Origin of the sequence: Rhizobium sp. OAE497, from assembly GCF_040546565.1 — a bacterium.
Classification (GTDB): Bacteria; Pseudomonadota; Alphaproteobacteria; order Rhizobiales; family Rhizobiaceae; genus Rhizobium.
This window is the reverse complement of the sequence record NZ_JBEPOA010000001.1, coordinates 2,354,746-2,378,799: the sequence shown is the minus strand read 5'-3', so window position 1 is coordinate 2,378,799 and position 24,054 is coordinate 2,354,746. Positions and strand designations below refer to the sequence as shown.

Below are 24,054 nucleotides of genomic sequence, written 5' to 3'. Positions count from 1 at the left end.
TAGTACCTCAACGGTTGATGCGAGCGCGGGAAGTAATGTCTGCCAAGACTGCATCAATGTCGTCGATCAGGTCCTGCGGGTCTTCCAAGCCGATACTGATCCGCAGGATCAAATCGTCTCCGGCCCATTTGGTAGCGGATCGGTGGGCTCTGACCGGCATTGGAGCGACGAGGCTCCGCGTGCCGCCCCATGACGCCCCTATCGCGAAAGTCTTGAGGACATCAAGTGACTGAGGGACATGGTCGGCTATGCCTGACTTAAAAATGACGCTGAACACTGCGGACGCGCCGGTGAAATCCTTTTGCCAGACTGGATAGCCCGGGTCGGTTGGAAGTGCCGGATAGAGAACGCGCTCCACGACCTCGGAAGCTTGAAGCCTCTCGATCAACGACATCGCAACCTCGCTGGCGTGCCGCATGCGAACGCCCAGTGTTTCCATGCCCCGCAGCACCATCGATGCGTCGTCCGGCGATACGGAGATACCCAACCGTCCGAGCGTGGACCTTATCGGAGCTACGAGCCGCTCCTCGCGCACGGTCAGCGATCCTAACAAAAGGTCAGAGTGCCCCGAGATATACTTTGTCAGCCCTTCGGTGACGATATCCGCTCCGAGCGATAGGGGCTTGTAATTGAGGGGCGTCGCCCATGTGTTGTCGCAGCCGACGAGCGCACCGTGCTTGTGGGCCAGCAGTGCGATCCTTGGCAGGTCCTGCACCTCCATGGTGGTCGAACCCGGAGATTCGCACCAGACGATTTTAGTGCGGCTGTTGATCCGTCTCTCAAGGTCAGAGAGATCGAGCGGGTCGTAGTAGTCGACCTCCACGCCGAAGCGGGCGAGGTCCGTATTTGCGAAATCGCGCATCGGCGGATAGGCCGTGTCGGCGATGAGGATGCCATCACCTGATTTGAGGAACGGCAGCACCGCGATCGTATTTGCGGCTTGGCCCGAGGGTACAAGGAAGGTTCTCGCCCCTTGCTCTAGCGCCGTAAGCTTGGTTTCAAGCGTTCGCGTGGTGGGAGTGCCGTAGAGGCCGTAGCTATACCCATCAGCGCCTCGCGCTCCGCGGTTCGCGTAATCCGCAGCGGTATCAAATACGATCGTGGACGCCCGGTGGACACCGACGCCTAGTGACTTGAAACCTTCGGTATTGACTTCGGGTGTGACGACACAGCGGGTGAGGTCTTTCATGAACGCATCCTTTTCGCCAAACGGATTGGTAGAGGTCATCGGCCTAATACACACGAGGCGCGCCCGGGGAAACTCCGACTAAGAGAAAGCGAGATTGTTGAGGTCGACAGATATCAGTTCTCTTCCAATGTCGGGGGCCAAGTCCGGGCGGCGCGCGTACCCCTTGAGTTTTGTCGGCATCCGGAGGCCCTGCACGTCAACATATTCCGCGACGAGCTCGCAGACCGTAATGCCCTGAGCGCCGTCTACGTGGTAGTCGTGCCTCCGTAGGAGGAACTCTGCGTCGAAAAAATAATCCTGCACCCGAGCGGGCGCAGACAGCTCGGGGGGGAACTCGGCCCTTAAAACCCGCCATTGGGCACCGCGCTCGTTCCAGGGCACCAGTTCAGTTATCTCTACTGCTTCATTCGTCAGCAGAAAGGGGGAGGTCAGCATTGACCGGAGGGTGCGGCACGTCATCAAGACGCCTGTCGCCATGTCAATGGGCGGCTCGAACCGCAGGCCGAAATCTTCCAGTCCTACAAAAATTGTACCGTCTTTTCGAACGACCGACAGGTGGTCATGGTCGAGATGGCTCACGCAGTCGGCGCAACCCAAGGGTTCGATCGTCACCCTGTTATGGCGAGTTTGAACACTGACTTGCCTGGGTGTCTCAGAGGGGCGGTCTTGACAGAATAGGCCTGTGACGGTTGCCGTGGCATTCGCAGTACTAACCTCGTCCCAGTTTGTGTGGCCCCCATGTGCTGTGATGACCTTTTTGAGCAGTCTGTTCATTTTTCCGCCCCCGTCTCCGCGGCCGATTTCTGCTGCGCGTGCCGAGAGCTAGGTTACTCCTCTCCAGCGAAGCGGAAATAATATGTTCCATTAGGGCGCGAGATGTCCGAGACGATCACAACCTTAAACGCGAGCGGTTCCCCAGCTCCTAAAGGTATATATGATTCCCGCCCCTAGAATTTAGGCGCACCCTCCCGGGGCAATCGCCTTAGGAGAAATCAGATGTCGATGATGAAAGCTGCGGTCGTGGAGGCCGCCAACGGCCCCTTCGTATTAGCCGACATTCCGCATCCAAAACCTGACTGTGGTCAGGTTTTGGTCCGCGTGAGCGCGAGCGGCGTCAATCCTCTCGATACGAAAATCCGGGCCGGAGCTGCGGCCCACGCGAAGCATGCGTTTCCAGCGATACTTGGAATCGACCTTGCTGGGGTCGTCGCTGAAGTCGGAGAGGGTGTCACGCGCTTCTCCATCGGAGACGAAGTTTACGGAATGACCGGGGGCGTCGGTGGCAATCAAGGTTCCCTTGCGGAGTACGCGTCGGTGGACGAGAGACTGCTGGCTTTGAAGCCCGCAAACCTTACGATGCGCGATGCCGCCGCCCTTCCCTTGATTTTCATCACGGCCTGGGAGGGGCTCGTCGACCGCGTGAACCTCCAGGCGGGGCAAAGTCTTCTCGTGCTGGGTGCTGGCGGCGGTGTTGGACATATCGCCGTGCAGATTGGTGTCGCTCTAGGGGCAAAAGTCTATGCCGTCGACTCCGCAAACAAGGCTGACTACCTCAACGGCCTCGGGGCCACCCCGATCGACTACGCCTCGGATGACGTCGACAGCTACGTAGCGAAGCATTCCGCGGGAAGAGGATTCGATGTCGTCTACGACACCGTTGGAGGTGCGGGGCTGGACACCGCTTTCAAAGCCGTTGGAAGATTTGGGCATGTCGTGAGCTGCCTCGGTTGGGGGACACATGCTCTAGCTCCGCTGTCATTCAAGTCCGCGACCTATTCCGGCGTCTTCACGCTGATCCCTCTTCTAACCGGCGAGGGACGGGAACATCACGGCGACATCATGCGAGAGGCGACGAACCTGGTGGAGGCCGGAAAGGTGTCGCCGAGGGTCGATCCGAGGAAATTCACCTTGGCGACGGCCTCCGACGCCCATGAACTTTTGGAGACCCGCAAGGCAAACGGCAAGCTTGTCATTGAGGTTCAATGACGGGCTCGAAGGCCCAATCGCTGCCTTCCTAATTCAACCGCAGAGGAGATTTCCATGCCCTTCGTGAACATCAAACTGGTCGACGGCGTTTTCACGAGTACTCAGAAGCATGCTTTGGCGAAGGCCATTACGGACGTCATGGTCAAATTTGAGGGTTCCGAGGCTTTTAGGTCCGTGACTTGGGTTCTGATCGAGGAGTTGCATACGGACGGATGGCACATTGGCGGCGAACCCTTTTCGGGACCACCTTCACTGATGGCTACGCTTGGCAGATCAAAGGCCGTCTACGAAATGATCGACGGGAACCCGACGTCGCGGGACGAGTTCGCATCGGTGTTGCCGCCTAAGGCGGAAGCAATTTGAACCGAAGGCGAATTACAAAGGTGCGAGGATGACGAGCGAGTACAACGAAACCAAGAATCCCGCACTTACTGGCATCAAAGGACGTTGCCCGCGGTGTCAACGCGGCCATCTCTTCAGTGGCCTGTTGTCATTGGCTCCCGCTTGCGAGGTTTGTGGCCTCGACTATTCTTTCGCGGACCCTGCAGACGGACCAGCGTTCTTCGCGATGAGCATCGTCGCCGTGCCCGCGCTCGCCTTCGCGCTCTGGCTCCAGTTCAAGTTCAATACCCCGTTGTGGGTGCACATTGTGGTCACTTTGCCGCTAACTCTCGCTACCTGCGTCGCCCTGCTGCGACCGCTGAAAGGGTGGTTGGTTTGTTCTCAGTATTTCTACAAGGCTCAGGAAGGGCGAATAGATAATGATCGGCGCGTATAGGCAGAGGCGTGCAGGCCCGGATGGGGCGTAACGACAAAAGCACACGTACCTATTTGGAAGCTGCTTTGTGATCGCTCCGAGACAGTCTGCGAAATCCTTGACTGTCTGATCGCTCCGCTGACAAGGGTCCGGTGCTGGTAAACGCAGGCCACCGCTTTGCCTCAAGTGACACGGTCGCTCAAGGCGGGAGGAGCCCGGCCGTTCAGTATAAAGGTTGCTGAATCGATGAACCTCAAACCGGTGCGTACCGAGACGAATGTGGACTTTCCTGCGCCGTTGCGTCCAATCAAGACGTGAGACTCGCCTAGCTTATCGTGATCGACAATCCGTTCGAAGCGATGGTGCTTTACAGCGCCATCGATGGAAACGAGCTGGCCGGACGGTCTGTCTGGGCCCTGCGGTATCTCGGGGCGAATACTCATGTTTACTTCGCGTTTTCGCAAAGGTCCTTGTCGTCCACGTTCTTTTTTCGTCGCGACCGGGGACTACGGATTATCGACGAATTCTTGCCTTCCTAGTTGGCGGCCTGCTCGATCATCTTGCTGGTATGCCTTCTTGAATGCTTCATCGAAGCCGTTCTTGCGGTCACGGCCGGCGTCTAGGTCAATCCGCCTGGAATGTGAAGAACGGTGGCGTTCTTGTCAGGCATTCCAGCGGCAAGCCCTTCAGCCGCCCGCGCGTCCATAGCCAAGTTATCGGCACGCACTAAAGCGTGTACGTCGCCGGCTGCGGGCTTGTCGTCTACGATGACAACAGGAACGTTCTTGCTCTTAGGATAGTCGAGGGCGGGCTGATCGCCGCGCAGTTTACGACGCCAGCGAGGATAGTGTTCGCTCCGACGTTGATGAGGCTGCGTAAGTCGGTCACCTGCTGGCTGGCGTCACGATTGGCGTTGGTCGTCTGCACAACCGAGCCGCCGCCCGACTTCGCCTGTTCCATTGCTGCGTCCACCAGAACGGTAAAAAATGGAGTGTTAAGCGCTGGCATCGAGAGGCCGAGCTTCATTTCCTTTGAAAGGACGGATTGCCGGCAGCAAGCGCCAACACGGTTCCAAAACGTGTGTACGCTTGATTGAGTTTTGCTGTATGCTTGAAGTCGGGAGCATCTGGCGGCCAGCACGTTCGCCGGGTGCGCGAACGCCGCGAAGCAGCGCACCAATATCTCTTTCTCCATAATTCGATCGACGGCCTAAAGACTGATTCGTTGACCAGTTCGTTGACCAGACAATTGATTGCCGCCGAGGGAAACACAACGAAGCCACGGCGGGTGCTGACGACTCGAACCGGACTTCGAACGGGCCTTTTCTGCTTTAAGCTCCAAAGTCCTCCGGCCCGCGCGGGTGACCAAAAGAGTTACATACTAAGCCTTTGTAAAGGTGCGAATTTCTACTATCTTAAGTGGCGCGGGAGACGACATCAAGTCGTTTTCCTGTTGACCAGGGAAAGCCGGCGATACGGGCCGCACGGCACGAAAACCTGGAAATAGTGGTGGGCCCGGAGGGACTCGAACCCCCAACCAAGCGGTTATGAGCCGCCGGCTCTAACCATTGAGCTACAGGCCCTGACGCAGAAGCCTGCGCTGGCTTCGGGGCAATGGTTCCCCGCAGCGGTTTCGCTCTAGCGTAATTCGGATGCAGCGACAAGACGTTGCCGCAATAGCTTCACAATCAATGGCCAAAGAAGAGAAAGGGGTAGCGACAACCAAGGAGTGAAACATGGCGCTGCAGAATACCAGGAAACTCGCGCTCGGTCTTTTGATCACGGCAGCGGCGGTGCTGCCGGTGACGGCGGCGGCGATTGCCGATGATTCCAAGCCGCGTGAGGCTGTCATCATGGTTTCGGGGGACGGGCAGTCTTCGGTGGCGCCCGACATGGCGATCGTCAATCTCTCCGTCGTCAAGCAGGCGAAGACGGCGCGCGAGGCACTCGACGAGAACAACAAGGCGATGACCGAGGTGCTGGCGGCGCTGAAGAAGGGCGGGATTGCCGAGAAAGACCTGCAGACCGCAGGTTTCTCGGTGCAGCCGCAATATAACTATCCGCAGAGCACCGACGGCCAGCCGAAGCAGCCGGAGCTGATCGGCTACCAGGTGTCGAATGGAATCACCGTGCGCGTGCGCGACCTTTCCAAGCTCGGCGGCATCATCGACCAGTCGGTGACATTGGGCATCAACCAGGGCGGCGACATCACCTTCACCAATGACAAGCCGGAAGGCGTCATCGACGAGGCGCGCAAGGATGCGGTCGCCTCGGCGCTGAAGAAGGCGAAGACGCTGACGGAAGCGGCGGGCGTCAAGCTCGGCCGGATCCTCGAAATCAGCGAAAACAGCGCCCGCCCGATGCCGCAGCCGGTCTATCGCGCTGCCATGATGAAGGAGGCCGCCGATGCCTCGGTGCCGGTTCAGGGCGGCGAGAACACCTATAATGTTACGGTCAATGTCACCTTCGTGCTCGAGCAGTAAGCGCTGACATCGGCTTCCGGTGGTAAAAATAGCCGTTGGTATCGTTAAGCGATATCAACGGCTTAACTGTTTCTGGCGGCGCCTTTTCCCAAGGCGTGGACATAAATCGCTTTATCACGCGTGTGTTACACTATAAAATCGATCGTGTTATTCGGCCGCGCGAGGGAACCCGAGTTCTGTTTTCCGCATTAATTCCCGGCCGATGAGGAGGAAATGGCTTCATCCCTGCCAAGAGGAGACAGACATGACGAATGCCTTGCCGCCACTTCACAACGGACACGCCCCGTTCACCCTTCAGGAACTCTTCCGTGAGGCTCTTTATGCCTTCGAAGAATGGGATACGGAACTCACAGAACCGATCGTGACCTTCGAAGGGAAGGTCCTGCCGATCAGCATGGTGTTCGAAGCCATGCGCGAATGCGACGACATCGTGCCGATGAATATCGTCGGTGCCGTCACCGAACGGCTGACCAAGCCCTGGGAAGGCGAGGGTCCTCTCGACCAGATGACCTTCTCGACAGCGGCGCGCGTCATGCGCGTTCTGGTTCGTAAACGGCTTCTCGCCAATGGCGGGACCGATGTCGTGGCCGTCACCGGCCGCGCTGCACCGCGCGAATCGCGCGAATAGCACCCAAATTGCAGGATCGCCGTCAGCTGGCGATCCTGCCCCGCTTCCTGCGGGAACCGCTCAGGCTTCCAGCCGTTGATGACGATAGGAAGGATGGGCATCATGCTGAAATCATTCGTACGGGAAATTCTCGGAACCGAGCTGCACACGGTCTCTACGCCGCGCTGCCTCAGGCCGTTCGGCGGCAAGAAGCGCGTGCTGCTGGTGTTTGCCGATGCCGAAGACGACCGGGCATCGCGCCAGGACGATCTCTTGCGCAAGGCGCATCTGCGGTTCATCGAGGAAGATATCGAGGTCTTCAACATTGCCGGCGGCGGCGTGTTTCCGCTGTTCAACGATCCGCATGATCTGGATGCCGACGAGCTGCGCGACACGCTCGATGGTCCGCAGCCGGGCGAGTTCGGGCTGATCCTGCTCGATCGCGACGGCCGGGTGAAGCTGCGCGCCAGCGAGCCGATGCGGCCCGAGGAGATCATCGGGGCGCTGGCCACCATGCCGCACTAGGCGCTCTCGTCCGGGCAGAGCTATCACTACGATTTCGCTTTACTTTTTTCTGCGCCCTGCGGATGTTCTCTCCTAGTCGTATGAGGAGAGGAGTGCCTGTGATGACCATCGAGGATGATCTGGTTCGCATCGCCGAACAGGAAAAGGTGCTCGCCTTCGACAGCTTCGACCTGACGAGCGCCTGGCAGCTCGGCAAGCTCCTGCAGGAGCTTTCGACCGACCGGGGGCTGAAGGTGGCGATCGATGTGTCGCTGCATTCGATGCAGGTCTTCTACGTAGCGCTGCCGGGCGCGACGCCCGACAATGTGCAGTGGGTCCGGCGCAAGCGCAACATGGTGTTCCGCTATCTGAAGAGCAGCTATGCCTGCGGGTTGAAGCTGAAATCGGATGGCAAGACGATCGAGGATAACGGGCTTTCGAGCGCCGATTACGCCGCCCATGGCGGCAGCTTCCCGATAAATGTGAAGGGCACCGGCTGCATCGGCGCGGTCACGGTTTCAGGCCTGCCGCAGCGCGACGACCATAATCTCGCGGTCGAGGCGCTGGCGCTGATGCTGGCGAAGGATCTGGATTCGCTGCGGCTCGGATAGGGCATGCGGCCATTCCCGCCGGAACGGGAATGGCTCTAGTGCTTAGAGCTTGCCGCCGGCTTCGATGATGCCCTTGGTGATGCTGCCGGTCGCCGGGAAGAGCGGGATCAGGCAGGCCTGCAGGGCGTGGTAGATGTCGCCCTTGCCGGGGAACAGGCTGTGCGAGGGCACGAGGTCTTCCGTCAGCTCTTCGTGCCAGCCGCCGTTCTCGTGGTCGATGAAGCAGCGTTCGATGACGTTCCAGACCTTGCGGTAGCTTTCCTCGTGGAAATCGCTCGGCAGGTGCTCGTTGAGGAAGTGGGCCGCGGCTGCCGCTTCGCAGGCCGGCCACCAGAGCTTGTTGCGCTTGGCGGGCTTGTCGTCCCAATCGAGCGTATAGAAGAAGCCGCCCTTGTCATTGTCCCAGCCGAGCGCCATCGACTGCGAGAACAGGCCCTTGGCGGCGTCCGGCAGCCAGTCCAGCTTCTTGCCGCCGAGAACCCAGAGCTGCAGGATGAGGCGGGCCCATTCCAGCGAGTGGCCGGGCGTGGTGCCGGCCGGGCGGAACATTTCGTTCGGGTGGTAGTAGTTCTTGTCGAGGCTCCAGTCGGCGCCGAAATGCTCGGCGACGCGCCAGCCGACCGAACCGGCGGCGCGGCGGATAACGAGATCGGCGATGCTTTCGGCCTTGGTCAGATATTCGCGGTCGCCGGTCGCCTCGAAGGCGGCCATCAGCGCTTCCGTCAGGTGCATGTTGGAGTTCTGGCCGCGGTAATTGCCGCCATCGAGCGGCTGCCAGTCGGCGGTGAATTCCTCGGCGATGGCGCCGTGCCTGGCTTCCCAGAAGCGGGTATTCAGGACTTCGGTGATATCGGCAAGCATGCCGTCGGCCAGCGGATGGCCGATGGTCTTGGCCGAGGATGCGGCGAGCAGCACGAAGGCGTGGCCATAGCCCTGCTTGTTGGAATCGACGGGGCCGTTATTGTCGAGGGACCAGAAATATCCGCCGTTCTTGCGGTCGCGGTGATGGTTCCAGAGATAGTCCATGCCGTGGTCGACGACATCAGATGCGCCGGGGCGGCCGAGCAGGGTGCCTGCGGCAAAGCAGTGGACGGCGCGGGCGGCGATATGGATGCTGCGCACCTGACCCTCGGCGTCGAGCGGCTTGCCCTGATCATCGAGATCGTAGAAGCCGCCCTTCGGGTTGATCGACTGGTGCTGAAAGAAATCGAAAAGGCCGTTTGCCTGGGCCAAGAGCCAGTTGCGGTGATAGGCGCGGGTCGTCCAGTTTCCGAGACCGCTGCTGCCGTTTGCCGATGCCATGTCGCTCCTCCGATTTCATGCACAAAGCCTTGCGGAACGCCTATATAGAGGTCCGCCGAGTCTGTCACGCCGCCCCGCCTTGTAATCCATTCTTGTGGCAGGCATATATTGACATAAAGATATCTTTATGTGATTTCATCACCCTGGTCTTGAACGACGCAAGGAGTCCGCCCGTGTTCGACAATCTTTTTGGTCCCGATGGGGCAAAACGCGACGGCAGTGAAGTGTTCGCGGCGCTGAGACAAGCGGCCAGCGAGCGCATTCTCGTTCTCGACGGCGCCATGGGTACCCAGATCCAGGGCCTGGGCTTCGATGAGGATCACTTCCGCGGCGACCGGTTCATCGGCTGCGCCTGTCACCAGAAGGGCAATAACGACCTTCTGATCCTCAGCCAGCCGGATGCGATCGAAGAAATCCATTATAAATATGCCAAGGCCGGGGCCGATATTCTCGAAACCAATACCTTCTCTTCGACCCGCATCGCGCAGGCCGATTACGAGATGGAAGGCGAGGTTTACGCGCTGAACAAGGAGGGTGCGGAGATCGTGCGCCGCGCGGCCATCCGCGCCGAGCGTGAAGACGGCCGCCGCCGCTTCGTGGCCGGCGCCATCGGCCCGACCAACCGCACCGCGTCGATTTCGCCCGACGTCAACAATCCCGGCTACCGCGCCGTCTCCTTCGATGACCTGCGCATTGCCTATGGCGAGCAGATCGACGGGTTGATCGATGGCGGCGCCGATATCATCCTGATCGAAACGATCTTCGATACGCTGAACGCCAAGGCGGCGATCTTCGCCTGCGAGGAGCGCTTCGAGGCCAAGGGCGTGCGTCTGCCGGTGATGATCTCCGGCACGATCACCGACCTTTCCGGCCGCACGCTGTCGGGCCAGACGCCATCGGCCTTCTGGAATTCGGTGCGTCACGCCAATCCGTTCACCATCGGCCTCAACTGCGCGCTCGGCGCCAATGCGATGCGTCCGCATCTGCAGGAACTGTCCGGCGTTGCCGACACCTTCATCTGCGCTTATCCGAATGCCGGCCTGCCGAACGAGTTCGGCCAATATGACGAGACGCCAGAGCTGATGGCGGCGCAGATCGAGGGCTTTGCCCGCGAAGGTCTGGTCAATATCGTCGGCGGCTGCTGCGGCTCGACGCCGGAGCATATCCGCGTCATCGCCGAGACGGTGGCCAAGTACAAGCCGCGGCCGATCCCGGAACATCGCCCCTTCATGTCGCTGTCGGGCCTCGAGCCCTTCGAGCTGACGAAGGACATTCCCTTCGTCAATGTCGGCGAGCGCACCAACGTCACCGGCTCGGCCAAATTCCGCAAGCTGATCACCAATGCCGATTACACGACGGCACTGGATGTGGCGCGCGATCAGGTCGAGAACGGCGCGCAGGTCATCGACATCAATATGGACGAGGGCCTGATCGATTCCGAAAAGGCGATGGTCGAGTTCCTGAACCTGATCGCCGCGGAGCCGGATATCGCCCGCGTGCCGGTGATGATCGACAGCTCGAAATTCCAGATCATCGAGTCGGGCCTGAAGTGTGTCCAGGGCAAGCCGATCGTCAATTCGATCTCGCTGAAGGAAGGCGAAGAGAATTTCCTGGCACAGGCGAAGCTTTTGCATCGCTATGGTGCGGCCGTCGTCGTCATGGCGTTCGACGAAACGGGGCAGGCGGATAGCTACGATCGCAAGGTCGAAATCTGCCGCCGCGCCTACAAGCTGCTGACGGAAGAGGCTGGCCTCTCGCCCGAGGACATCATCTTCGATCCGAACATCTTCGCCGTCGCGACCGGTATCGAGGAGCACAACAATTACGGCGTCGACTTCATCGAGGCGACCCGGACGATCCGCAAGGAAATGCCGCTGGTGCATATTTCCGGCGGCGTCTCCAACCTGTCCTTCTCGTTCCGCGGCAACGAGCCGGTGCGCGAGGCGATGCATGCCGTGTTCCTCTACCACGCCATCCAGGCCGGTATGGACATGGGCATCGTCAATGCCGGCCAGCTCGCCGTCTACGACCAGATCGAGCCGGAACTGCGCGAAGCCTGCGAAGACGTGGTGCTGAACCGCCGGGCCGACAGCACCGAGCGGCTGCTCGCGGTGGCCGAGCGCTTCCGTGGCGCCGGCGCCAAGGAAGCCAAGGCGCAGGACCTCTCCTGGCGCGAATGGACTGTTGAGAAGCGTCTCGAGCATGCGCTGGTCAACGGCATTACCGAATATATCGAGGCTGATACCGAAGAAGCGCGCCAGAAGGTCGCCCGGCCGCTGCATGTCATCGAAGGGCCGCTGATGGCCGGGATGAATGTTGTCGGCGACCTATTCGGCTCGGGCAAGATGTTCCTGCCGCAGGTGGTCAAGTCGGCACGTGTCATGAAGCAGGCCGTTGCCGTTCTTCTTCCCTACATGGAAGAGGAGAAGCGGCTGAACGGCGGCAGCGAGCAGCGCTCCGCCGGCAAGATCCTGATGGCGACCGTCAAGGGCGATGTCCACGATATCGGCAAGAACATCGTCGGCGTCGTGCTCGCCTGCAACAATTACGAGATCATCGATCTGGGCGTCATGGTGCCGGCGACGAAGATCCTCGAGACGGCTATTGCGGAGAAGGTCGACGTCATCGGTCTCTCCGGCCTGATCACCCCGTCGCTCGACGAAATGGTGCATGTGGCGGCCGAAATGGAGCGCCAGGGCTTCGATATCCCACTGCTGATCGGCGGCGCGACGACTAGCCGTGTCCATACGGCGGTCAAGATCCATCCGGGTTACGACAAGGGCCAGGCGATCTACGTCACCGACGCAAGCCGCGCGGTGGGCGTCGTCTCGTCGCTGCTGTCTCCCGATAGCCGCGACACCTACATTGCGGATATCCGCACCGAATATGCCAAGGTTGCTGCCGCCCATGCGCGCAGCGAGGCGGAAAAGGTGCGGCTGCCGCTCTCCCGTGCCCGCGAGAATGCGCAGAAGGTCGATTGGGCGGCTTACAAGCCGACCAAGCCGAGCTTTCTGGGCACCAAGGTGTTCGACGACTATGATCTCGCCGATATCTCCCGCTATATCGACTGGACGCCGTTCTTCCAGACCTGGGAATTGCGTGGCCGCTATCCGGCCATTCTCGAGGATGAGAAGCAGGGCGAGGCAGCGCGCGCGCTCTGGAACGATGCGCAGGCGATGCTGAAGAAGATCATCGACGAGAAGTGGTTCCGCCCGCGCGCCGTCATCGGCTTCTGGCCGGCGAACGCCGTCGGCGACGATATCCGCCTCTTCAAGGACAATGCCCGCAAGGAAGAACTCGCGACCTTCTTCACGCTGCGCCAGCAGCTGTCGAAGCGTGACGGCCGCCCCAACGTGGCCCTCTCGGATTTCGTGGCGCCGGAAGCGACGGGACTCGAGGACTATGTCGGCGGCTTCGTCGTCACCGCCGGTATCGAGGAAGTGGCGATCGCCGAGCGCTTCGAGCGGGCGAACGACGATTACTCGTCGATCCTCGTCAAGGCGCTGGCCGACCGCTTCGCCGAAGCCTTTGCCGAGCGCATGCACGAGCAGGTGCGCCGCGAATACTGGGGCTATGCCAAGGACGAGACGCTCTCGAACGACGAGCTGATCACCGAGCAATATGCCGGTATCCGCCCGGCGCCCGGCTATCCGGCACAGCCCGATCATACCGAGAAGAAGACGCTGTTCGAACTTCTCGATGCCGAAAACACCGCCGGCGTGAAGCTCACCGAGAGCTACGCGATGTGGCCGGGCTCCTCCGTCTCAGGCATCTATATCGGCCATCCCGACTCCTACTATTTCGGCGTCGCCAAGGTGGAGCGGGACCAGGTGGAAGATTATGCCGCCCGCAAGGGCATGGAGGTCACCGAAGTCGAGCGCTGGCTCGGACCGGTGCTCAACTATGTACCGGCCAAGGCCAGCGACGAGATCGAGGACGCGGCCTGATTTCAGGCTGCGGTCTTCAGAGATTGAATCAAGAAGGGCGGAAAGTGATTCACTTTCCGCCCTTATCTTTTTGAAGTTATGGTAATTTCTCTCCACGTCGTGAGCTCCACCAAGATCGCCGTCGTGTCGTCGCTTTGCTTGAAGCGGGGATAGCGCAGGCCGTCGGGATCGACTTCGCGTTCCAGGCGGCGAAGCTCGTCGATCATCGGGCGCAGTCCTTTGTCGAGCGCCGTTCGGACCAGGCTTGCCGCATCGTAAAGCGCATAGAGGACGACGAGGTCGGCCAGGCCGTCGCTGCAGATGATGGCGTGGGCGCGGGTTTTGACCGGTAGCGGCTCATGGACGAGGTGGTCGGCTGCCTGGGGAACGAGGCCGAGAGTCCAGATGCCACCGGGCGTGTTCTGGCTCTCGCGATGGCGGCGAAGTGCGGCCAGCGTCTCGGGGTCGGCGAGGGCGCCGCCGCCGTTGTTGATGCCGCCGGTGCGGGCGATGTGGTTGCGCGCGTGCTCCTGCTCCCGCGCATAGGCGCCGGGTATCGCCGTGTGGAGGCTTGCCGAACCGTCTTCCTGAAGCAGGAAGGCGCAGGAGTCGCCCAGACCGTAGAAGGTGAAGGCGTCGTGCGTCGCGTGCACCATCGCGAAGGCCGAGAGGGGCGAGGCGTAGCGGGGGACGTCGGGATGGCTGCCGGTGAAGCTCTTGAGGGCGTCTTCCGATGCCACGCGGGCGATATCCGGGATTGCGGTCTCGCGGGTGATGCCGCGTTGAAAAGCGTCCGCGAAACGCGCGGCAATCCAGGCGGCGTCGCTGCCGTCAGGATCGACATATTGCCGATCCCCGAGACCGGTCGCGCCGTCGATGACGAAGGCGCAGGCCTCGTTGTGGCCGAGGCGGTCTTCGTTTGCCTTTGCCGGATTGCCCGGATCGGAAACGGCGTCGAGGACGGAAATTCTGGGTGCTGTCGTCATGACCTCAAGGAATAGCGTCGGGCGAGCGGCTCTTCAATGCGATCGGCGCTATTTGCGGGATCTGAGACTGCGTGATCCTATCTGCCTGCCGCCATAGAAAATGCCAAGGATTACGACCGTTCCTCCGGCGACTGTAAATGCGATGCTGACGCGGCGCTTGTAGCCGACCACGCGAAGGCCCTTGCGGATATGGTCTTGCCGGCTGCCGCGTTCCGGGAATGTCGTCAGCTCGATGCAGAAGTCGCGGATGCCTGAGATGAAATTCCAGGCGATGGCAGCGCCCGCCTGATCGGCGATATAGTCGTAGAGCTCGGCGAGTTCGCGCTCGGCTTCCCGGTGAAGGACGACCTTATATTCGGCCACCTACTTCTCTTTCGCCAATCTGGCCTTGTGTCTCTGCTCGATGTTGCCGAAGGCGGTGTCGAGCGATACGCCGGTCTCGAGGTCGCCGTTGATCTCGTCGAAGCGGGCCGCGACCTCGTCACGAAGCCACTTTTCCCGTCCGTCTTCATAGTCTTCCAGCAGTCGCAGGCCGGCGCGAACGACCTCGCTGGCGTTGTTGTAGCGGCCGGATTCAAGCTGCTTCTTGATAAAGCGCTCGTAGTGTTCGCTCAGCGCGATGCTTGCCATTGCTCTCTCCATCGCTTGGTAGGCGTTGGATGATAGCAATAGATAACATTGAATAACAGTCTAGCTCGCGCCGATCGTCAGTTCGGCGACGAAATCGTAGGCGTCGCCGCGGTAGAGGGAGCGGGTGAATTCGACGGCGCGGCCGGAGGCGAGGTAGGAGATGCGCTCGATCGACAGGCCGGCGGCGCCGACGGGGACGCCGAGGAGGTGGGCGTCGGCTTCCTTCATGTTGGTGGCGGAGATGCGCTGGACAGCGCGGGTCGGGCGAACCTGGCGGCGTTCGAGCTCGGCATAGAGCGAGGTGGTGACGACGGACGGGTCGGGCAGGAATTCGCCGGAGACGCTGGCGTTTTCGATGGCGAGCGGCTGGTCGTCGGCGATGCGCAGGCGCGAGAGGCGCGAGACCTTGATGTCGGTGCCGAGGCCGAGGATCATCATTTCGTCGGGCGAGGGCGTGTGGATGCCCTTGTGCAGCCATTCGGAGCGCGAGGTCATGCCGCGCCGGGCCATGTCTTCGGTGAAGGATGTCAGCTGCGACAGGCGCTGCTCGACCTTGGAGACCGGCTTGGCGACGAAGGTGCCGGAGCCGTGACGGCGCACGAGCAGGCCATCGGCGACGAGATCGTCGATCGCCTTGCGGACGGTGACGCGGCTGACGGCGGCGAATTCGGCGATGTCGCGCTCCGGGGGCAGGGCGTCGCCATGGCCGAGCGTGCCCTTGCGCACGGCTTCTTCCAGCGTGCGGCGGAGCTTGACGTAGAGCGGGCCGGTGCCGCCGGCCTGGACGCGTTCTGGCGAGAGGATGGTGGAGAGATCTTCGGTCATGCGGCACCCCGCGTCTCGACGTTCAGGCGCTTGACGGCCAGCTCGACGGCGCCCTGCAAGACATCGCCCTTCGGTTCGGCGAGCAATGCCAGATGGCGCTCGGCGAGCCAGGGGCGATAGGCATTGGCGAGGCCGCCGAGCAGGCAGATCGCCGGGCATCCGGGCCAGATCAGTGCGTCGAGATTTTCGCCGATCGCAGCCGCCGCATCACGGACGATACCGGCGGCCACGTCGTCGCCGTTACCGGCATGTTCGAAGACGGCGGGCGCGTAGCGCGCAAAATCCTTGGGTTTCCCGATGTGGGCGAATTCGACCAGTTTCTCGGGATCGTTTCCGAACTCGGCCATGACCTTTGCCGTCAGGGCAGAACCTGCGCGTACCTTGTCATAGGCGAGCAGCGAGCGTTCCAGCAGGTCGCGGCCGAGGCGGGCGCCGCTTGCCTGGTCGCCGACGATGAAGCCCCAACCGCCGATGCCGCTGACCTTGCCGTTGCGGCGCGCGTTATAGACGGAGCCGGTGCCAAAGGCGCCGATCACGCCATCGGAATCGCCGAGCGCGCCCTGCAGCGCGATCAGCGCGTCAGTGACGACCTTGCCATCGGCGAAGGGAAGGGCTTTCTCGATGCGGCTGCCGTAGTCGCCGACATTGGCGCCTGCGACGCCGACGACGGCGGAGACGCTGGAAACGGTTTCAGGCGCCAGTGCGGCGTCGCGCAGCGCTTCTTTCGCGGAGAGAATGATGTTCTCGAGCGATCCTTCGAGATTGGACAGGATATTGGCGGGGCCAGCGGTGCCGCGGCCCAGAATCTTGCCGGTCCGGTCTGCGACCGCGGCGCGGCAGCTCGATCCGCCGCCATCAATGCCGATTGCCAGTTCCGTCATCGGACCCCCGGATAACGCTGTTCCCGTCGTTTTTTTATTACCATACCAAAAAAATACCATTTACCAAGCAAAATTGGCTCGAAAATTTCATATTTCTATCATGTTGATTTTAAATAATAAAAATTTTTTATGAAAATTCGGACCGCCAAAAGTTAAATTCGGCTGGACAATTGGTATTTTTTTGGACTTAATTCTGAAAAAGGGAACGGCAAACAGGGGCAAATTTACACCGGCACGAAAATCAGCGGCCGGGACGCTCCTGAAGACGATTGTATCAGGCTTGGGATCGCCTAGCGGGCAATCCGCCGCCCCGCAATCATCAGCTCTTCCCCTTGAGAATACCGCGCCCCGCTTTGCGTATTGGGAGGGTGCAGTCCGGCCGGAGGCCTTGCGCCTTTTTCGCCGGTTCGAGCTTAAGGGACCGCCAGCCCTGGCGATCCTCGAAAGGGGGCGTTGGGTGTTTCCTCAGACACGCCGATTGCTTGTTTCAGAACCAAAGAGGCGCCGGATGGCGCTTAAAACAGGAGAGGGAAATGAAAAACACTGCTCTGAAAAGTCTGCTGCTGGCTTCGAGCCTGCTGACGTCTGCCGGTTTCGCCTATGGCGCCGATGTGACGCTGACTGTCGAAAGCTGGCGTAACGACGACCTGCAAATCTGGCAGGAAAAGATCATCCCGGCTTTCGAAGCCAAGAACCCGGGCATCAAGATCGTCTTCGCTCCGACCGCTCCGACCGAGTACAACGCTTCGCTCAACGCCAAGCTCGATGCCGGTTCTGCTGGTGACATCATCACCTGCCGTCCGTTCGACGCTTCGCTCGAACTCTTCAACAAGAAGCAGCTGGCCGACCTGACGAGCCTCTCGGGCATGGAAAACTTCACGCCGGTTGCCAAGGCTGCCTGGTCGACCGACGACGGCAAGTCCACATTCTGCGTGCCGATGGCCTCTGTTATCCACGGCTTCATCTACAACAAGGATGCCTTCGACAAGCTCGGCATCGCTGTTCCGAAGACGGAAGACGAGTTCTTCGCAGCCCTCGACAAGATCAAGGCTGACGGCACCTACATTCCGCTCGCCATGGGCACGAAGGACCTCTGGGAAGCCGCAACCATGGGCTACCAGAACATCGGTCCGAACTACTGGAAGGGTGAAGACGGCCGCGCCGCTCTGATCTCCGGCAAGCAGAAGCTGACGGATGCCGACTGGGTCAAGCCCTACGAAGAGCTTGCCAAGTGGAAGCCCTACCTCGGCGACGGTTTCGAAGCCCAGACCTACTCGGACAGCCAGAACCTCTTCACGCTCGGCCGTGCAGCGATCTACCCGGCCGGTTCGTGGGAAATCGCGCTGTTCAACAGCCAGGCTCAGTTCAAGATGGGCGCATTCCCGCCGCCGGTTCCGAAGGCTGGCGACCAGGGCTACATCTCCGACCATCCGGATATCGGTGTTGCCCTGAACGCCAAGAGCGCGCATGCCGAAGAAGCCAAGAAGTTCCTGTCGTGGGTCGCTTCCAGCGAATTCGCCGACATCTACGCGAACTCGCTGCCGGGCTTCTTCAGCCTGAACTCCAACCCGGTCAAGATGAGCGATCCGCTTGCTCAGGAATTCGTTTCCTGGCGCGGCCCGTACAAGTCGACCGTCCGCTCGACCTACCAGATCCTGTCGCGCGGCACCCCGAACCTCGAAAACGAGACCTGGGTTGAATCGGCCAACGTCATCAACGGCACCGACACCCCTGCCGTTGCCGGCGAGAAGCTCCAGAAGGGCCTCGACAGCTGGTACAAGCCGGGCAAGTAACGCGAAAACCCCTCCCCAACCCCTCCCTACAAAGGGAGGGGCCTTTGCCGCAGCGCGCCTGCGGCAAATGGCAGGGAGGGAAGCATGCCGCGAGTTGTCTTCCCCCTTGTGGGGAAGATGGCCGGCAGGCCAGAAGGGGTCTTTCGTCATGCCCATGGCATGACGCATCAGAGGGCACCTGACCGTCCCCGAGATTCATCTGCGCTGCGCTTCGACGTCAGCCAATAGCAATAAGGCGAGGGCCAATGAGCGAAGCCGCAAACCCAGACATCACTCCGATCAAGCGCCCCGTGCGCTGGCATATCGGCGTCTTTCTCTTTCCGGCATTCGTCGTCTATTCGGCGATCATGATCCTGCCGCTGATCGAAACGCTCAGGCTTTCGTTCTACAATCTGGTCGATGGCCAATCGACCTTTGTCGGGCTCGCCAACTACAAGGTGCTGTTCGGAGACGCGCGCTGGGCGCACGACTTCTGGAACGCCCTAGTCAACAACCTGATTTTCTTCGTCATTCACATGTGCGTGCAGAACCCGATCGGCATTGCGCTGGCAGCGCTCCTGTCGACGCCGAGGCTGCGTTTCGTCGCCTTCTACCGCACCGCCATGTTCCTGCCGACGCTGCTGTCCTTCGTCATCGTCGGCTTCATCTGGAAGCTGATCCTGTCGCCGATCTGGGGCGTTGCGCCCTGGCTGATGGGCCTTGTCGGCATGAAGGGGCTGTTTGCGCCCTGGCTCGGCCAGTCCGGTCCGGCGCTGATCGCTGTCTCGCTGATTTCCAACTGGCAGTATATCGGCATCCCGATGATGCTGATTTATGCGGCGCTGCTTTCGATCCCGGAAGAAGTCATCGAGGCTGCCGAATGCGACGGCATCACCGGCTGGGCGCAGTTCTGGAAGATCAAGCTGCCGCTCATCCTGCCGGCGATCGGCATCATCTCGATCCTCACCTTCGTGGGCAATTTCAACGCCTTCGACCTCGTTTACACCGTGCAGGGCGCGCTTGCCGGCCCCGATATGTCGACCGACATTCTGGGCACGCTGCTCTATCGCACCTTCTTCGGTTTCCAGCTGCAGCTCGGCGACCGGTCGATGGGCGCGACGATCGCCACCGTGATGTTCGTCATCATCCTTGCCGGCGTTTCCTTCTATCTCTTCGCCATCCAGCGCCGCATGCGCCGGTACCAGTTCTGAGGAGCGCGACATGTCCAACAAAGCCCGCACTTCTCCCATCCGCACCGGTCTCGTGCATCTGGCGCTCATCGGCTACACGCTGATCGCGATCTTCCCGGTGTTCCTGACGATCATCAACTCGTTCAAGGACCGCAACGCGATCTTCCGCTCGCCGCTGCAGGTGCCGACGCCGTCGACCTTCAGCCTTGTCGGCTACCAGACGGTTCTGGGGCAGGGGGACTTCGCGCTCTATTTCCAGAACAGCTTCGTCGTGACGATCGTGTCGATCTTCCTGGTGCTGCTGTTCGGCGCCATGGCGGCCTTCGCGCTCTCCGAATACCGCTTCAAGGGCAATACGCTCGTCGGCCTCTACATGGCGATCGGCATCATGATCCCGATCCGTCTCGGCACGGTCGCGATCCTGCAGGGCATGGTGGCTGCCGGTCTCGTCAATACGCTGACGGCGCTGATCCTCGTCTATACGGCGCAGGGGATACCGCTGGCGATCTTCATTCTCTCGGAATTCATGCGCACGGTCTCCGATGACTTGAAGAATGCCGGGCGCATCGATGGCCTCTCCGAATATGCGATCTTCTTCCGCCTCGTGCTGCCGCTGGTGCGGCCGGCCATGGCGACGGTCGCCGTCTTCACGATGATCCCGATCTGGAACGATCTCTGGTTCCCGCTGATCCTGGCGCCGGCCGAGGCGACGAAGACCGTGACGCTCGGCAGCCAGATCTTCATCGGTCAGTTCGTGACCAACTGGAACGCGGTTCTGGCGGCACTGTCGCTGGCGATCCTGCCGATCCTCGTTCTCTACGTCATCTTCTCGCGGCAGCTGATCCGCGGCATCACCTCTGGAGCAGTGAAATGAGCAGTTCTCAGAAGCCCGTCCGCGTCCTCGTCGCCGGTCTCGGCAATATGGGCCGCAGCCACGCGCTCGCCTATCACAACAATCCGGGCTACGAGATTGTCGGTCTCGTCAACCGCTCGACGCCTAAGCTCGATCCGGCGCTCGCAGGCTACAAGATCCATCCGGATTTCTATGCGGCTCTTGCCGAGCTGAAGCCGGACCTCTGCGCCGTCTGCACCTATTCCGACAGCCATGCCGACTACGCCGTTGCCGCCTTCGAGGCTGGCTGCGACGTCTTCGTCGAGAAGCCGCTGGCAACGACGGTTGCCGATGCCGAGCGGGTCGTGGCGGCTGCGAAGAAGGCCGGGCGCAAGCTCGTTATCGGCTATATCCTTCGCCACCACCCGTCCTGGATCAAGCTGATCGAGGAAGCGCGCAAGCTCGGCGGCCCTTATGTCTTCCGTATGAACCTCAATCAGCAGTCCAGCGGCCCGACCTGGGAAACGCATAAATCGCTGATGCAGACGACGCCGCCGATCGTCGATTGCGGCGTTCACTATGTCGACGTCATGTGCCAGATCACCGATGCGAAGCCGGTGGAAGTGCGCGGCATGGGCCTGCGTCTCTCCAACGAGATCGCGCCCGACATGTATAATTACGGCCACCTGCAGGTGATTTTCGAAGACGGTTCCTGCGGCTGGTACGAGGCCGGCTGGGGACCGATGATCTCGGAGACGGCCTTCTTCGTGAAGGACGTGATGTCACCGAACGGGGCGGTGTCGATCGTCATGGATCCGAACGCCAAGTCCGACGATATCGACACGCATACCAAGACATCTGTCATCCGCCTGCATAGCGCCGAGACCGGCCCCGACGGCAAGTTCATCAGGCCCGACCAGGATATGACGATGGCGGGCGAGCCCGGCCATCAGGAGCTCTGCGACCGCGAGCAGGCCTTCATGCTGAAGGCCATCCGCGAGAATATGGACCTCACCCGCCACATGGGCGACGCCGTCGCGTCGCTGCGCATCTGCCTGGCCGCCGACGAGAGCGCGCGCACCGGCAAGCCCGTCAAGCTGTAAGGAATTCGACTTTGGGATCGCTTCAACTCAAATCCATCCGCAAGACCTACGGCACTCATGAGGTGCTGAAGGGCATCGACCTCGAGGTCAATGACGGCGAATTCGTCATCTTCGTCGGCCCGTCCGGCTGCGGCAAGTCCACCCTGCTGCGCAGCATCGCCGGTCTCGAGGATGTGACCTCGGGCACGGTGATGATCAACGGCCGCGACGAAACGCTGACGCCGCCCGCCAAGCGCGGCATCGCCATGGTCTTCCAGTCCTACGCGCTCTATCCGCACCTAACGGTGAAGGACAATATGGGCCTTGGCCTGAAGCAGGCCGGTACGCCGAAGGACGAGATCGAGAAGCGCGTCACCGGCGCTTCGAACATGCTGTCGCTCGCGCCCTATCTCGCCCGCCGTCCGGCGGAGCTTTCGGGCGGCCAGCGCCAGCGCGTCGCGATCGGCCGCGCCATCGTCCGCGAGCCGGAACTCTTCCTGTTCGACGAGCCGCTGTCGAACCTCGATGCTGCCTTGCGCGTCCAGACCCGCCTGGAGATCGCCAAGCTGCACCGCCAGCTGAAGGCGACGATGATCTACGTCACCCACGACCAGGTCGAGGCGATGACGCTCGCCGACAAGATCGTCGTGCTGAACGCCGGGGCGATCGAGCAGGTCGGTTCGCCGATGGAGCTCTATAACCGCCCAGCCAATACCTTCGTCGCCGGCTTCATCGGCTCACCGATGATGAATTTCATCGCCGCCGACAAGCTCGGCGACGGGCAGGCGAAGACCGTCGGTATCCGCCCGGAACACCTGACCCTGTCACGCGACAGCGGCACCTGGAAGGCAAAGATCGTCCATGTCGAGCATCTCGGCGCCGACACCATCGTCTATCTGGAATCCGACCAGTGCGGCCTGCTGACGGCGCGCCTGTTCGGCGAGCATCAGTATGAGCCTGATGAGGTGGTGTTCGCGACGCCTGACAAGGCGCATATGCACCGGTTCGATGGGAATGATCGGGCGATCAGGTAGGGATTGAGTGTAGGAGCCAGCGGGCCCGCAGCACTCATAAATAAAGGGCGGCGTTGCCAAGGCAACGCCGCCTTTTTCCGTATCAAGCCTTCTGCGCCAGCCTGTCCGTCAGTTCCTCGATCCCGACTTCCGCCTCGACGCTGTCGCCCTTCACCAACAGGTATAGACCAAGCACGAAGGCCAGCGCTGCGATGAACAGCAGGTAGTAGGCGTGGGCCATCGGGTTGACCGGTAGAAGCGAGGCGACGGCGAGCGGGGTGAGGCCGCCGAAGATGGCGTAGGAGACGTTGTAGGAGAAGGACAGGCCCGTGAAGCGGACGCGGGCCGGGAAGGCACGGACCATCACGTAGGGCACGCCGCCGACCATGCCGACGGCAAGGCCCATGATCGCGTAGAGCACGAAGAGCACCGTCAACGAGACGGCCGCATAGCTGTAGAAGGCGAAGGTCGCGGCGGCGAAGAAGATGCTGGAGAAGACGAAGAATTTGCCCGAACCGGTGCGGTCGATGATGGCGCCGGCGGCTGCCGTGCCGAAGATCAGGAACAGCGTGCCGAAGCTGGTGGCGGCGAGCGACTGCTGGGCGGTGTAGCCGTAGAGCTTCTGCAGGAAGGTCGCGGTCATCAACGTGGTGACGACGATGCCGGCCGACAGGATCCAGGTGAGCAGCATCGAGATGATGACGCCGCGCGGGTAATCGCGCAGCACCGCCTTCAGCGGCAGTTCATGGGTCAGCGACCGGCTTTCCTTCATCTCGGCGAAGATCGGCGTTTCCTGCAGCCAGCGGCGCAGATAGACGGCGACGAGGCCGAAGATGCCGCCGAGGAAGAAGGGGATCCGCCAGGCATAGGCGGCGACATCCTCGGGCGTAAAGACCGAATTGATGATCGTCGCGATGAACGAGCCGAGCAGGATGCCGAGCGTCAAGCCGGAGCAGAGGAAGCCGCAGGCGAAACCGACGCGGCGGAAGGGAACGTGTTCGGCAACAAATGTCCAGGCGCCCGGCACCTCGCCGCCGATCGCCGCACCCTGCAGGATGCGCATCAGGATCAGCAGAACCGGCGCGGCAATGCCGATCGAGGCATAGGTCGGCATCGCGGCCATGCCGAGCGTCGAAAGCGCCATCAGCAGGATCGAGAAAGCGAAGACCCGCTTGCGGCCGAACTTGTCGCCGAAATGGGCGAGCACGATGCCGCCGATCGGGCGCACCAGATAGCCGGCGGCGAAGATGCCGAAGGTCTGGATCAGCTTCAGCCAGTCGGGCATGTCGGGCGGAAAGAACAGGCCGCCGATGACGGTCGCGAAGAAGACGAAGATGATGAAATCGTAGAATTCCAGCGCGCCGCCCAGGGCCGAAAGACCGAGGGTGCGGAAATCCTGGGAGGTAAGGCGGCGCGGAGCCGCCGGCGATGCCGTGGTGGGGGACATGATGCTGCGCTTCTTTATGGACCGGTAATATG

23 protein-coding genes and 1 tRNA gene are annotated in these 24,054 nt (G+C 61.2%); 13 read left to right on the top strand and 11 right to left on the bottom strand.

From position 1 onward, the window contains the following. Positions 1-7 precede the first annotated feature (7 nt). Positions 8-1,189 carry a trans-sulfuration enzyme family protein gene (locus ABIE40_RS12195; protein ID WP_199629226.1) on the bottom strand — a complete coding sequence of 394 codons (1,182 nt, stop codon included), beginning with the start codon at positions 1,187-1,189 and terminating at the stop codon, positions 8-10. Between the two features lie 78 nt (positions 1,190-1,267). Next, complete coding sequence (locus ABIE40_RS12190) at positions 1,268-1,801, bottom strand: hypothetical protein (protein ID WP_354541009.1); 534 nt, start codon at positions 1,799-1,801, stop codon at positions 1,268-1,270. Between the two features lie 384 nt (positions 1,802-2,185). On the opposite strand from ABIE40_RS12190, the gene ABIE40_RS12185 reads away from it, so the two are divergent. The 3 genes from ABIE40_RS12185 to ABIE40_RS12175 are packed head-to-tail and all read left to right on the top strand — an operon-like array spanning position 2,186 to position 3,953. Next, positions 2,186-3,175: a zinc-dependent alcohol dehydrogenase family protein gene (locus ABIE40_RS12185; RefSeq protein ID WP_199629224.1), complete on the top strand. Its 990-nt coding sequence runs from the start codon at positions 2,186-2,188 to the stop codon at positions 3,173-3,175. A 54-nt stretch (positions 3,176-3,229) separates the two neighbouring features. Further along, complete coding sequence (locus ABIE40_RS12180) at positions 3,230-3,538, top strand: tautomerase family protein (protein WP_199629223.1); 309 nt, start codon at positions 3,230-3,232, stop codon at positions 3,536-3,538. A gap of 28 nt (positions 3,539-3,566) precedes the next feature. After that, a complete protein-coding gene (locus ABIE40_RS12175; RefSeq protein WP_199629222.1) occupies positions 3,567-3,953 on the top strand; it encodes a DUF983 domain-containing protein in 387 nt (128 codons plus the stop codon). Between the two features lie 741 nt (positions 3,954-4,694). On the opposite strand, the gene ABIE40_RS12170 is transcribed toward ABIE40_RS12175, so the two are convergent. Continuing rightward, the gene (locus ABIE40_RS12170; protein ID WP_199629221.1) at positions 4,695-5,126 is read right to left on the bottom strand and encodes a type 1 periplasmic-binding domain-containing protein; all 432 of its coding nucleotides are present in this window, start codon (positions 5,124-5,126) and stop codon (positions 4,695-4,697) included. Positions 5,127-5,438: 312 nt separating this feature from the next. Then, a tRNA-Ile gene (locus tag ABIE40_RS12165) sits at positions 5,439-5,514 on the bottom strand. 153 nt (positions 5,515-5,667) lie between these two features. Here ABIE40_RS12165 and ABIE40_RS12160 point away from each other — a divergent pair. From ABIE40_RS12160 to ABIE40_RS12145, 4 genes are all read left to right on the top strand, one after another. Beyond that, positions 5,668-6,414, top strand: coding sequence for an SIMPL domain-containing protein (locus tag ABIE40_RS12160; RefSeq protein WP_199629220.1), 747 nt, complete (start codon positions 5,668-5,670; stop codon positions 6,412-6,414). Positions 6,415-6,658: 244 nt separating this feature from the next. After that, the gene (locus tag ABIE40_RS12155; protein WP_199629219.1) at positions 6,659-7,042 is read left to right on the top strand and encodes a BRA0787 family protein; all 384 of its coding nucleotides are present in this window, start codon (positions 6,659-6,661) and stop codon (positions 7,040-7,042) included. 102 nt (positions 7,043-7,144) lie between these two features. Then, entirely contained in the window at positions 7,145-7,546 is a 402-nt protein-coding gene (locus tag ABIE40_RS12150; protein WP_199629218.1) for a DUF4174 domain-containing protein, read from the top strand. A gap of 101 nt (positions 7,547-7,647) precedes the next feature. Beyond that, a complete protein-coding gene (locus tag ABIE40_RS12145; RefSeq protein ID WP_199629217.1) occupies positions 7,648-8,136 on the top strand; it encodes a heme-degrading domain-containing protein in 489 nt (162 codons plus the stop codon). A 42-nt stretch (positions 8,137-8,178) separates the two neighbouring features. On the opposite strand, the gene ABIE40_RS12140 is transcribed toward ABIE40_RS12145, so the two are convergent. Next, positions 8,179-9,438 carry an AGE family epimerase/isomerase gene (locus ABIE40_RS12140; RefSeq protein ID WP_199629216.1) on the bottom strand — a complete coding sequence of 420 codons (1,260 nt, stop codon included), beginning with the start codon at positions 9,436-9,438 and terminating at the stop codon, positions 8,179-8,181. A gap of 173 nt (positions 9,439-9,611) precedes the next feature. Here ABIE40_RS12140 and metH point away from each other — a divergent pair, with 173 nt between their 5' ends. After that, on the top strand, positions 9,612-13,385 hold the full coding sequence (gene metH, locus ABIE40_RS12135) for a methionine synthase (RefSeq protein ID WP_199629215.1): 3,774 nt from the start codon (positions 9,612-9,614) through the stop codon (positions 13,383-13,385). Between the two features lie 62 nt (positions 13,386-13,447). Here the strand turns inward: metH and ABIE40_RS12130 are convergent, their stop codons facing one another. The 5 genes from ABIE40_RS12130 to ABIE40_RS12110 are packed head-to-tail and all read right to left on the bottom strand — an operon-like array spanning position 13,448 to position 16,686. Next, positions 13,448-14,350 (bottom strand): hypothetical protein, encoded by a 903-nt coding sequence (locus tag ABIE40_RS12130; RefSeq protein ID WP_199629214.1) that lies wholly within the window; start codon positions 14,348-14,350, stop codon positions 13,448-13,450. A 48-nt stretch (positions 14,351-14,398) separates the two neighbouring features. Continuing rightward, a complete protein-coding gene (locus tag ABIE40_RS12125; protein ID WP_199629213.1) occupies positions 14,399-14,713 on the bottom strand; it encodes a type II toxin-antitoxin system RelE/ParE family toxin in 315 nt (104 codons plus the stop codon). Beyond that, positions 14,714-14,980: a type II toxin-antitoxin system ParD family antitoxin gene (locus ABIE40_RS12120; protein ID WP_199629212.1), complete on the bottom strand. Its 267-nt coding sequence runs from the start codon at positions 14,978-14,980 to the stop codon at positions 14,714-14,716. A 60-nt stretch (positions 14,981-15,040) separates the two neighbouring features. After that, positions 15,041-15,805 (bottom strand): GntR family transcriptional regulator, encoded by a 765-nt coding sequence (locus tag ABIE40_RS12115; protein ID WP_199629211.1) that lies wholly within the window; start codon positions 15,803-15,805, stop codon positions 15,041-15,043. After that, the gene (locus tag ABIE40_RS12110) at positions 15,802-16,686 is read right to left on the bottom strand and encodes a glucosamine kinase nucleotide-binding domain-containing protein (protein WP_199629210.1); all 885 of its coding nucleotides are present in this window, start codon (positions 16,684-16,686) and stop codon (positions 15,802-15,804) included. Before ABIE40_RS12110 ends, ABIE40_RS12115 begins: the two co-directional genes overlap by 4 nt. Positions 16,687-17,219: 533 nt before the next feature. Here ABIE40_RS12110 and ABIE40_RS12105 point away from each other — a divergent pair. The 5 genes from ABIE40_RS12105 to ABIE40_RS12085 all read left to right on the top strand — a co-directional run bounded on the left by ABIE40_RS12105 (position 17,220) and on the right by ABIE40_RS12085 (position 22,596). Continuing rightward, on the top strand, positions 17,220-18,479 hold the full coding sequence (locus ABIE40_RS12105; protein WP_199629209.1) for an ABC transporter substrate-binding protein: 1,260 nt from the start codon (positions 17,220-17,222) through the stop codon (positions 18,477-18,479). Positions 18,480-18,724: 245 nt separating this feature from the next. After that, a complete protein-coding gene (locus ABIE40_RS12100) occupies positions 18,725-19,669 on the top strand; it encodes a carbohydrate ABC transporter permease (protein ID WP_112715566.1) in 945 nt (314 codons plus the stop codon). A gap of 10 nt (positions 19,670-19,679) precedes the next feature. Next, positions 19,680-20,522 carry a carbohydrate ABC transporter permease gene (locus tag ABIE40_RS12095; protein ID WP_130277960.1) on the top strand — a complete coding sequence of 281 codons (843 nt, stop codon included), beginning with the start codon at positions 19,680-19,682 and terminating at the stop codon, positions 20,520-20,522. Further along, positions 20,519-21,583 (top strand): Gfo/Idh/MocA family protein, encoded by a 1,065-nt coding sequence (locus ABIE40_RS12090; RefSeq protein ID WP_199629208.1) that lies wholly within the window; start codon positions 20,519-20,521, stop codon positions 21,581-21,583. Before ABIE40_RS12095 ends, ABIE40_RS12090 begins: the two co-directional genes overlap by 4 nt. Before the next feature lie 11 nt (positions 21,584-21,594). Then, entirely contained in the window at positions 21,595-22,596 is a 1,002-nt protein-coding gene (locus tag ABIE40_RS12085) for an ABC transporter ATP-binding protein (protein WP_199629207.1), read from the top strand. A gap of 82 nt (positions 22,597-22,678) precedes the next feature. On the opposite strand, the gene ABIE40_RS12080 is transcribed toward ABIE40_RS12085, so the two are convergent. Continuing rightward, positions 22,679-24,022: an MFS transporter gene (locus ABIE40_RS12080; protein ID WP_199629206.1), complete on the bottom strand. Its 1,344-nt coding sequence runs from the start codon at positions 24,020-24,022 to the stop codon at positions 22,679-22,681. Positions 24,023-24,054 lie beyond the last annotated feature (32 nt).

Bases quoted from the DNA above. Each gene is read 5' to 3' on its own strand.
- ABIE40_RS12195 (WP_199629226.1), bottom strand. From the start codon at position 1,189: ATGAAAGACCTCACCCGCTGTGTCGTCACACCCGAAGTCAATACCGAA.
- ABIE40_RS12185 (WP_199629224.1), top strand. From the start codon at position 2,186: ATGTCGATGATGAAAGCTGCGGTCGTGGAGGCCGCCAACGGCCCCTTC.
- ABIE40_RS12180 (WP_199629223.1), top strand. From the start codon at position 3,230: ATGCCCTTCGTGAACATCAAACTGGTCGACGGCGTTTTCACGAGTACT.
- ABIE40_RS12175 (WP_199629222.1), top strand. From the start codon at position 3,567: ATGACGAGCGAGTACAACGAAACCAAGAATCCCGCACTTACTGGCATC.
- ABIE40_RS12170 (WP_199629221.1), bottom strand. From the start codon at position 5,126: ATGGAGAAAGAGATATTGGTGCGCTGCTTCGCGGCGTTCGCGCACCCG.
- ABIE40_RS12160 (WP_199629220.1), top strand. From the start codon at position 5,668: ATGGCGCTGCAGAATACCAGGAAACTCGCGCTCGGTCTTTTGATCACG.
- ABIE40_RS12155 (WP_199629219.1), top strand. From the start codon at position 6,659: ATGACGAATGCCTTGCCGCCACTTCACAACGGACACGCCCCGTTCACC.
- ABIE40_RS12150 (WP_199629218.1), top strand. From the start codon at position 7,145: ATGCTGAAATCATTCGTACGGGAAATTCTCGGAACCGAGCTGCACACG.
- ABIE40_RS12145 (WP_199629217.1), top strand. From the start codon at position 7,648: ATGACCATCGAGGATGATCTGGTTCGCATCGCCGAACAGGAAAAGGTG.
- ABIE40_RS12140 (WP_199629216.1), bottom strand. From the start codon at position 9,438: ATGGCATCGGCAAACGGCAGCAGCGGTCTCGGAAACTGGACGACCCGC.
- ABIE40_RS12130 (WP_199629214.1), bottom strand. From the start codon at position 14,350: ATGACGACAGCACCCAGAATTTCCGTCCTCGACGCCGTTTCCGATCCG.
- ABIE40_RS12120 (WP_199629212.1), bottom strand. From the start codon at position 14,980: ATGGCAAGCATCGCGCTGAGCGAACACTACGAGCGCTTTATCAAGAAG.
- ABIE40_RS12115 (WP_199629211.1), bottom strand. From the start codon at position 15,805: ATGACCGAAGATCTCTCCACCATCCTCTCGCCAGAACGCGTCCAGGCC.
- ABIE40_RS12110 (WP_199629210.1), bottom strand. From the start codon at position 16,686: ATGACGGAACTGGCAATCGGCATTGATGGCGGCGGATCGAGCTGCCGC.
- ABIE40_RS12105 (WP_199629209.1), top strand. From the start codon at position 17,220: ATGAAAAACACTGCTCTGAAAAGTCTGCTGCTGGCTTCGAGCCTGCTG.
- ABIE40_RS12100 (WP_112715566.1), top strand. From the start codon at position 18,725: ATGAGCGAAGCCGCAAACCCAGACATCACTCCGATCAAGCGCCCCGTG.
- ABIE40_RS12095 (WP_130277960.1), top strand. From the start codon at position 19,680: ATGTCCAACAAAGCCCGCACTTCTCCCATCCGCACCGGTCTCGTGCAT.
- ABIE40_RS12090 (WP_199629208.1), top strand. From the start codon at position 20,519: ATGAGCAGTTCTCAGAAGCCCGTCCGCGTCCTCGTCGCCGGTCTCGGC.
- ABIE40_RS12080 (WP_199629206.1), bottom strand. From the start codon at position 24,022: ATGTCCCCCACCACGGCATCGCCGGCGGCTCCGCGCCGCCTTACCTCC.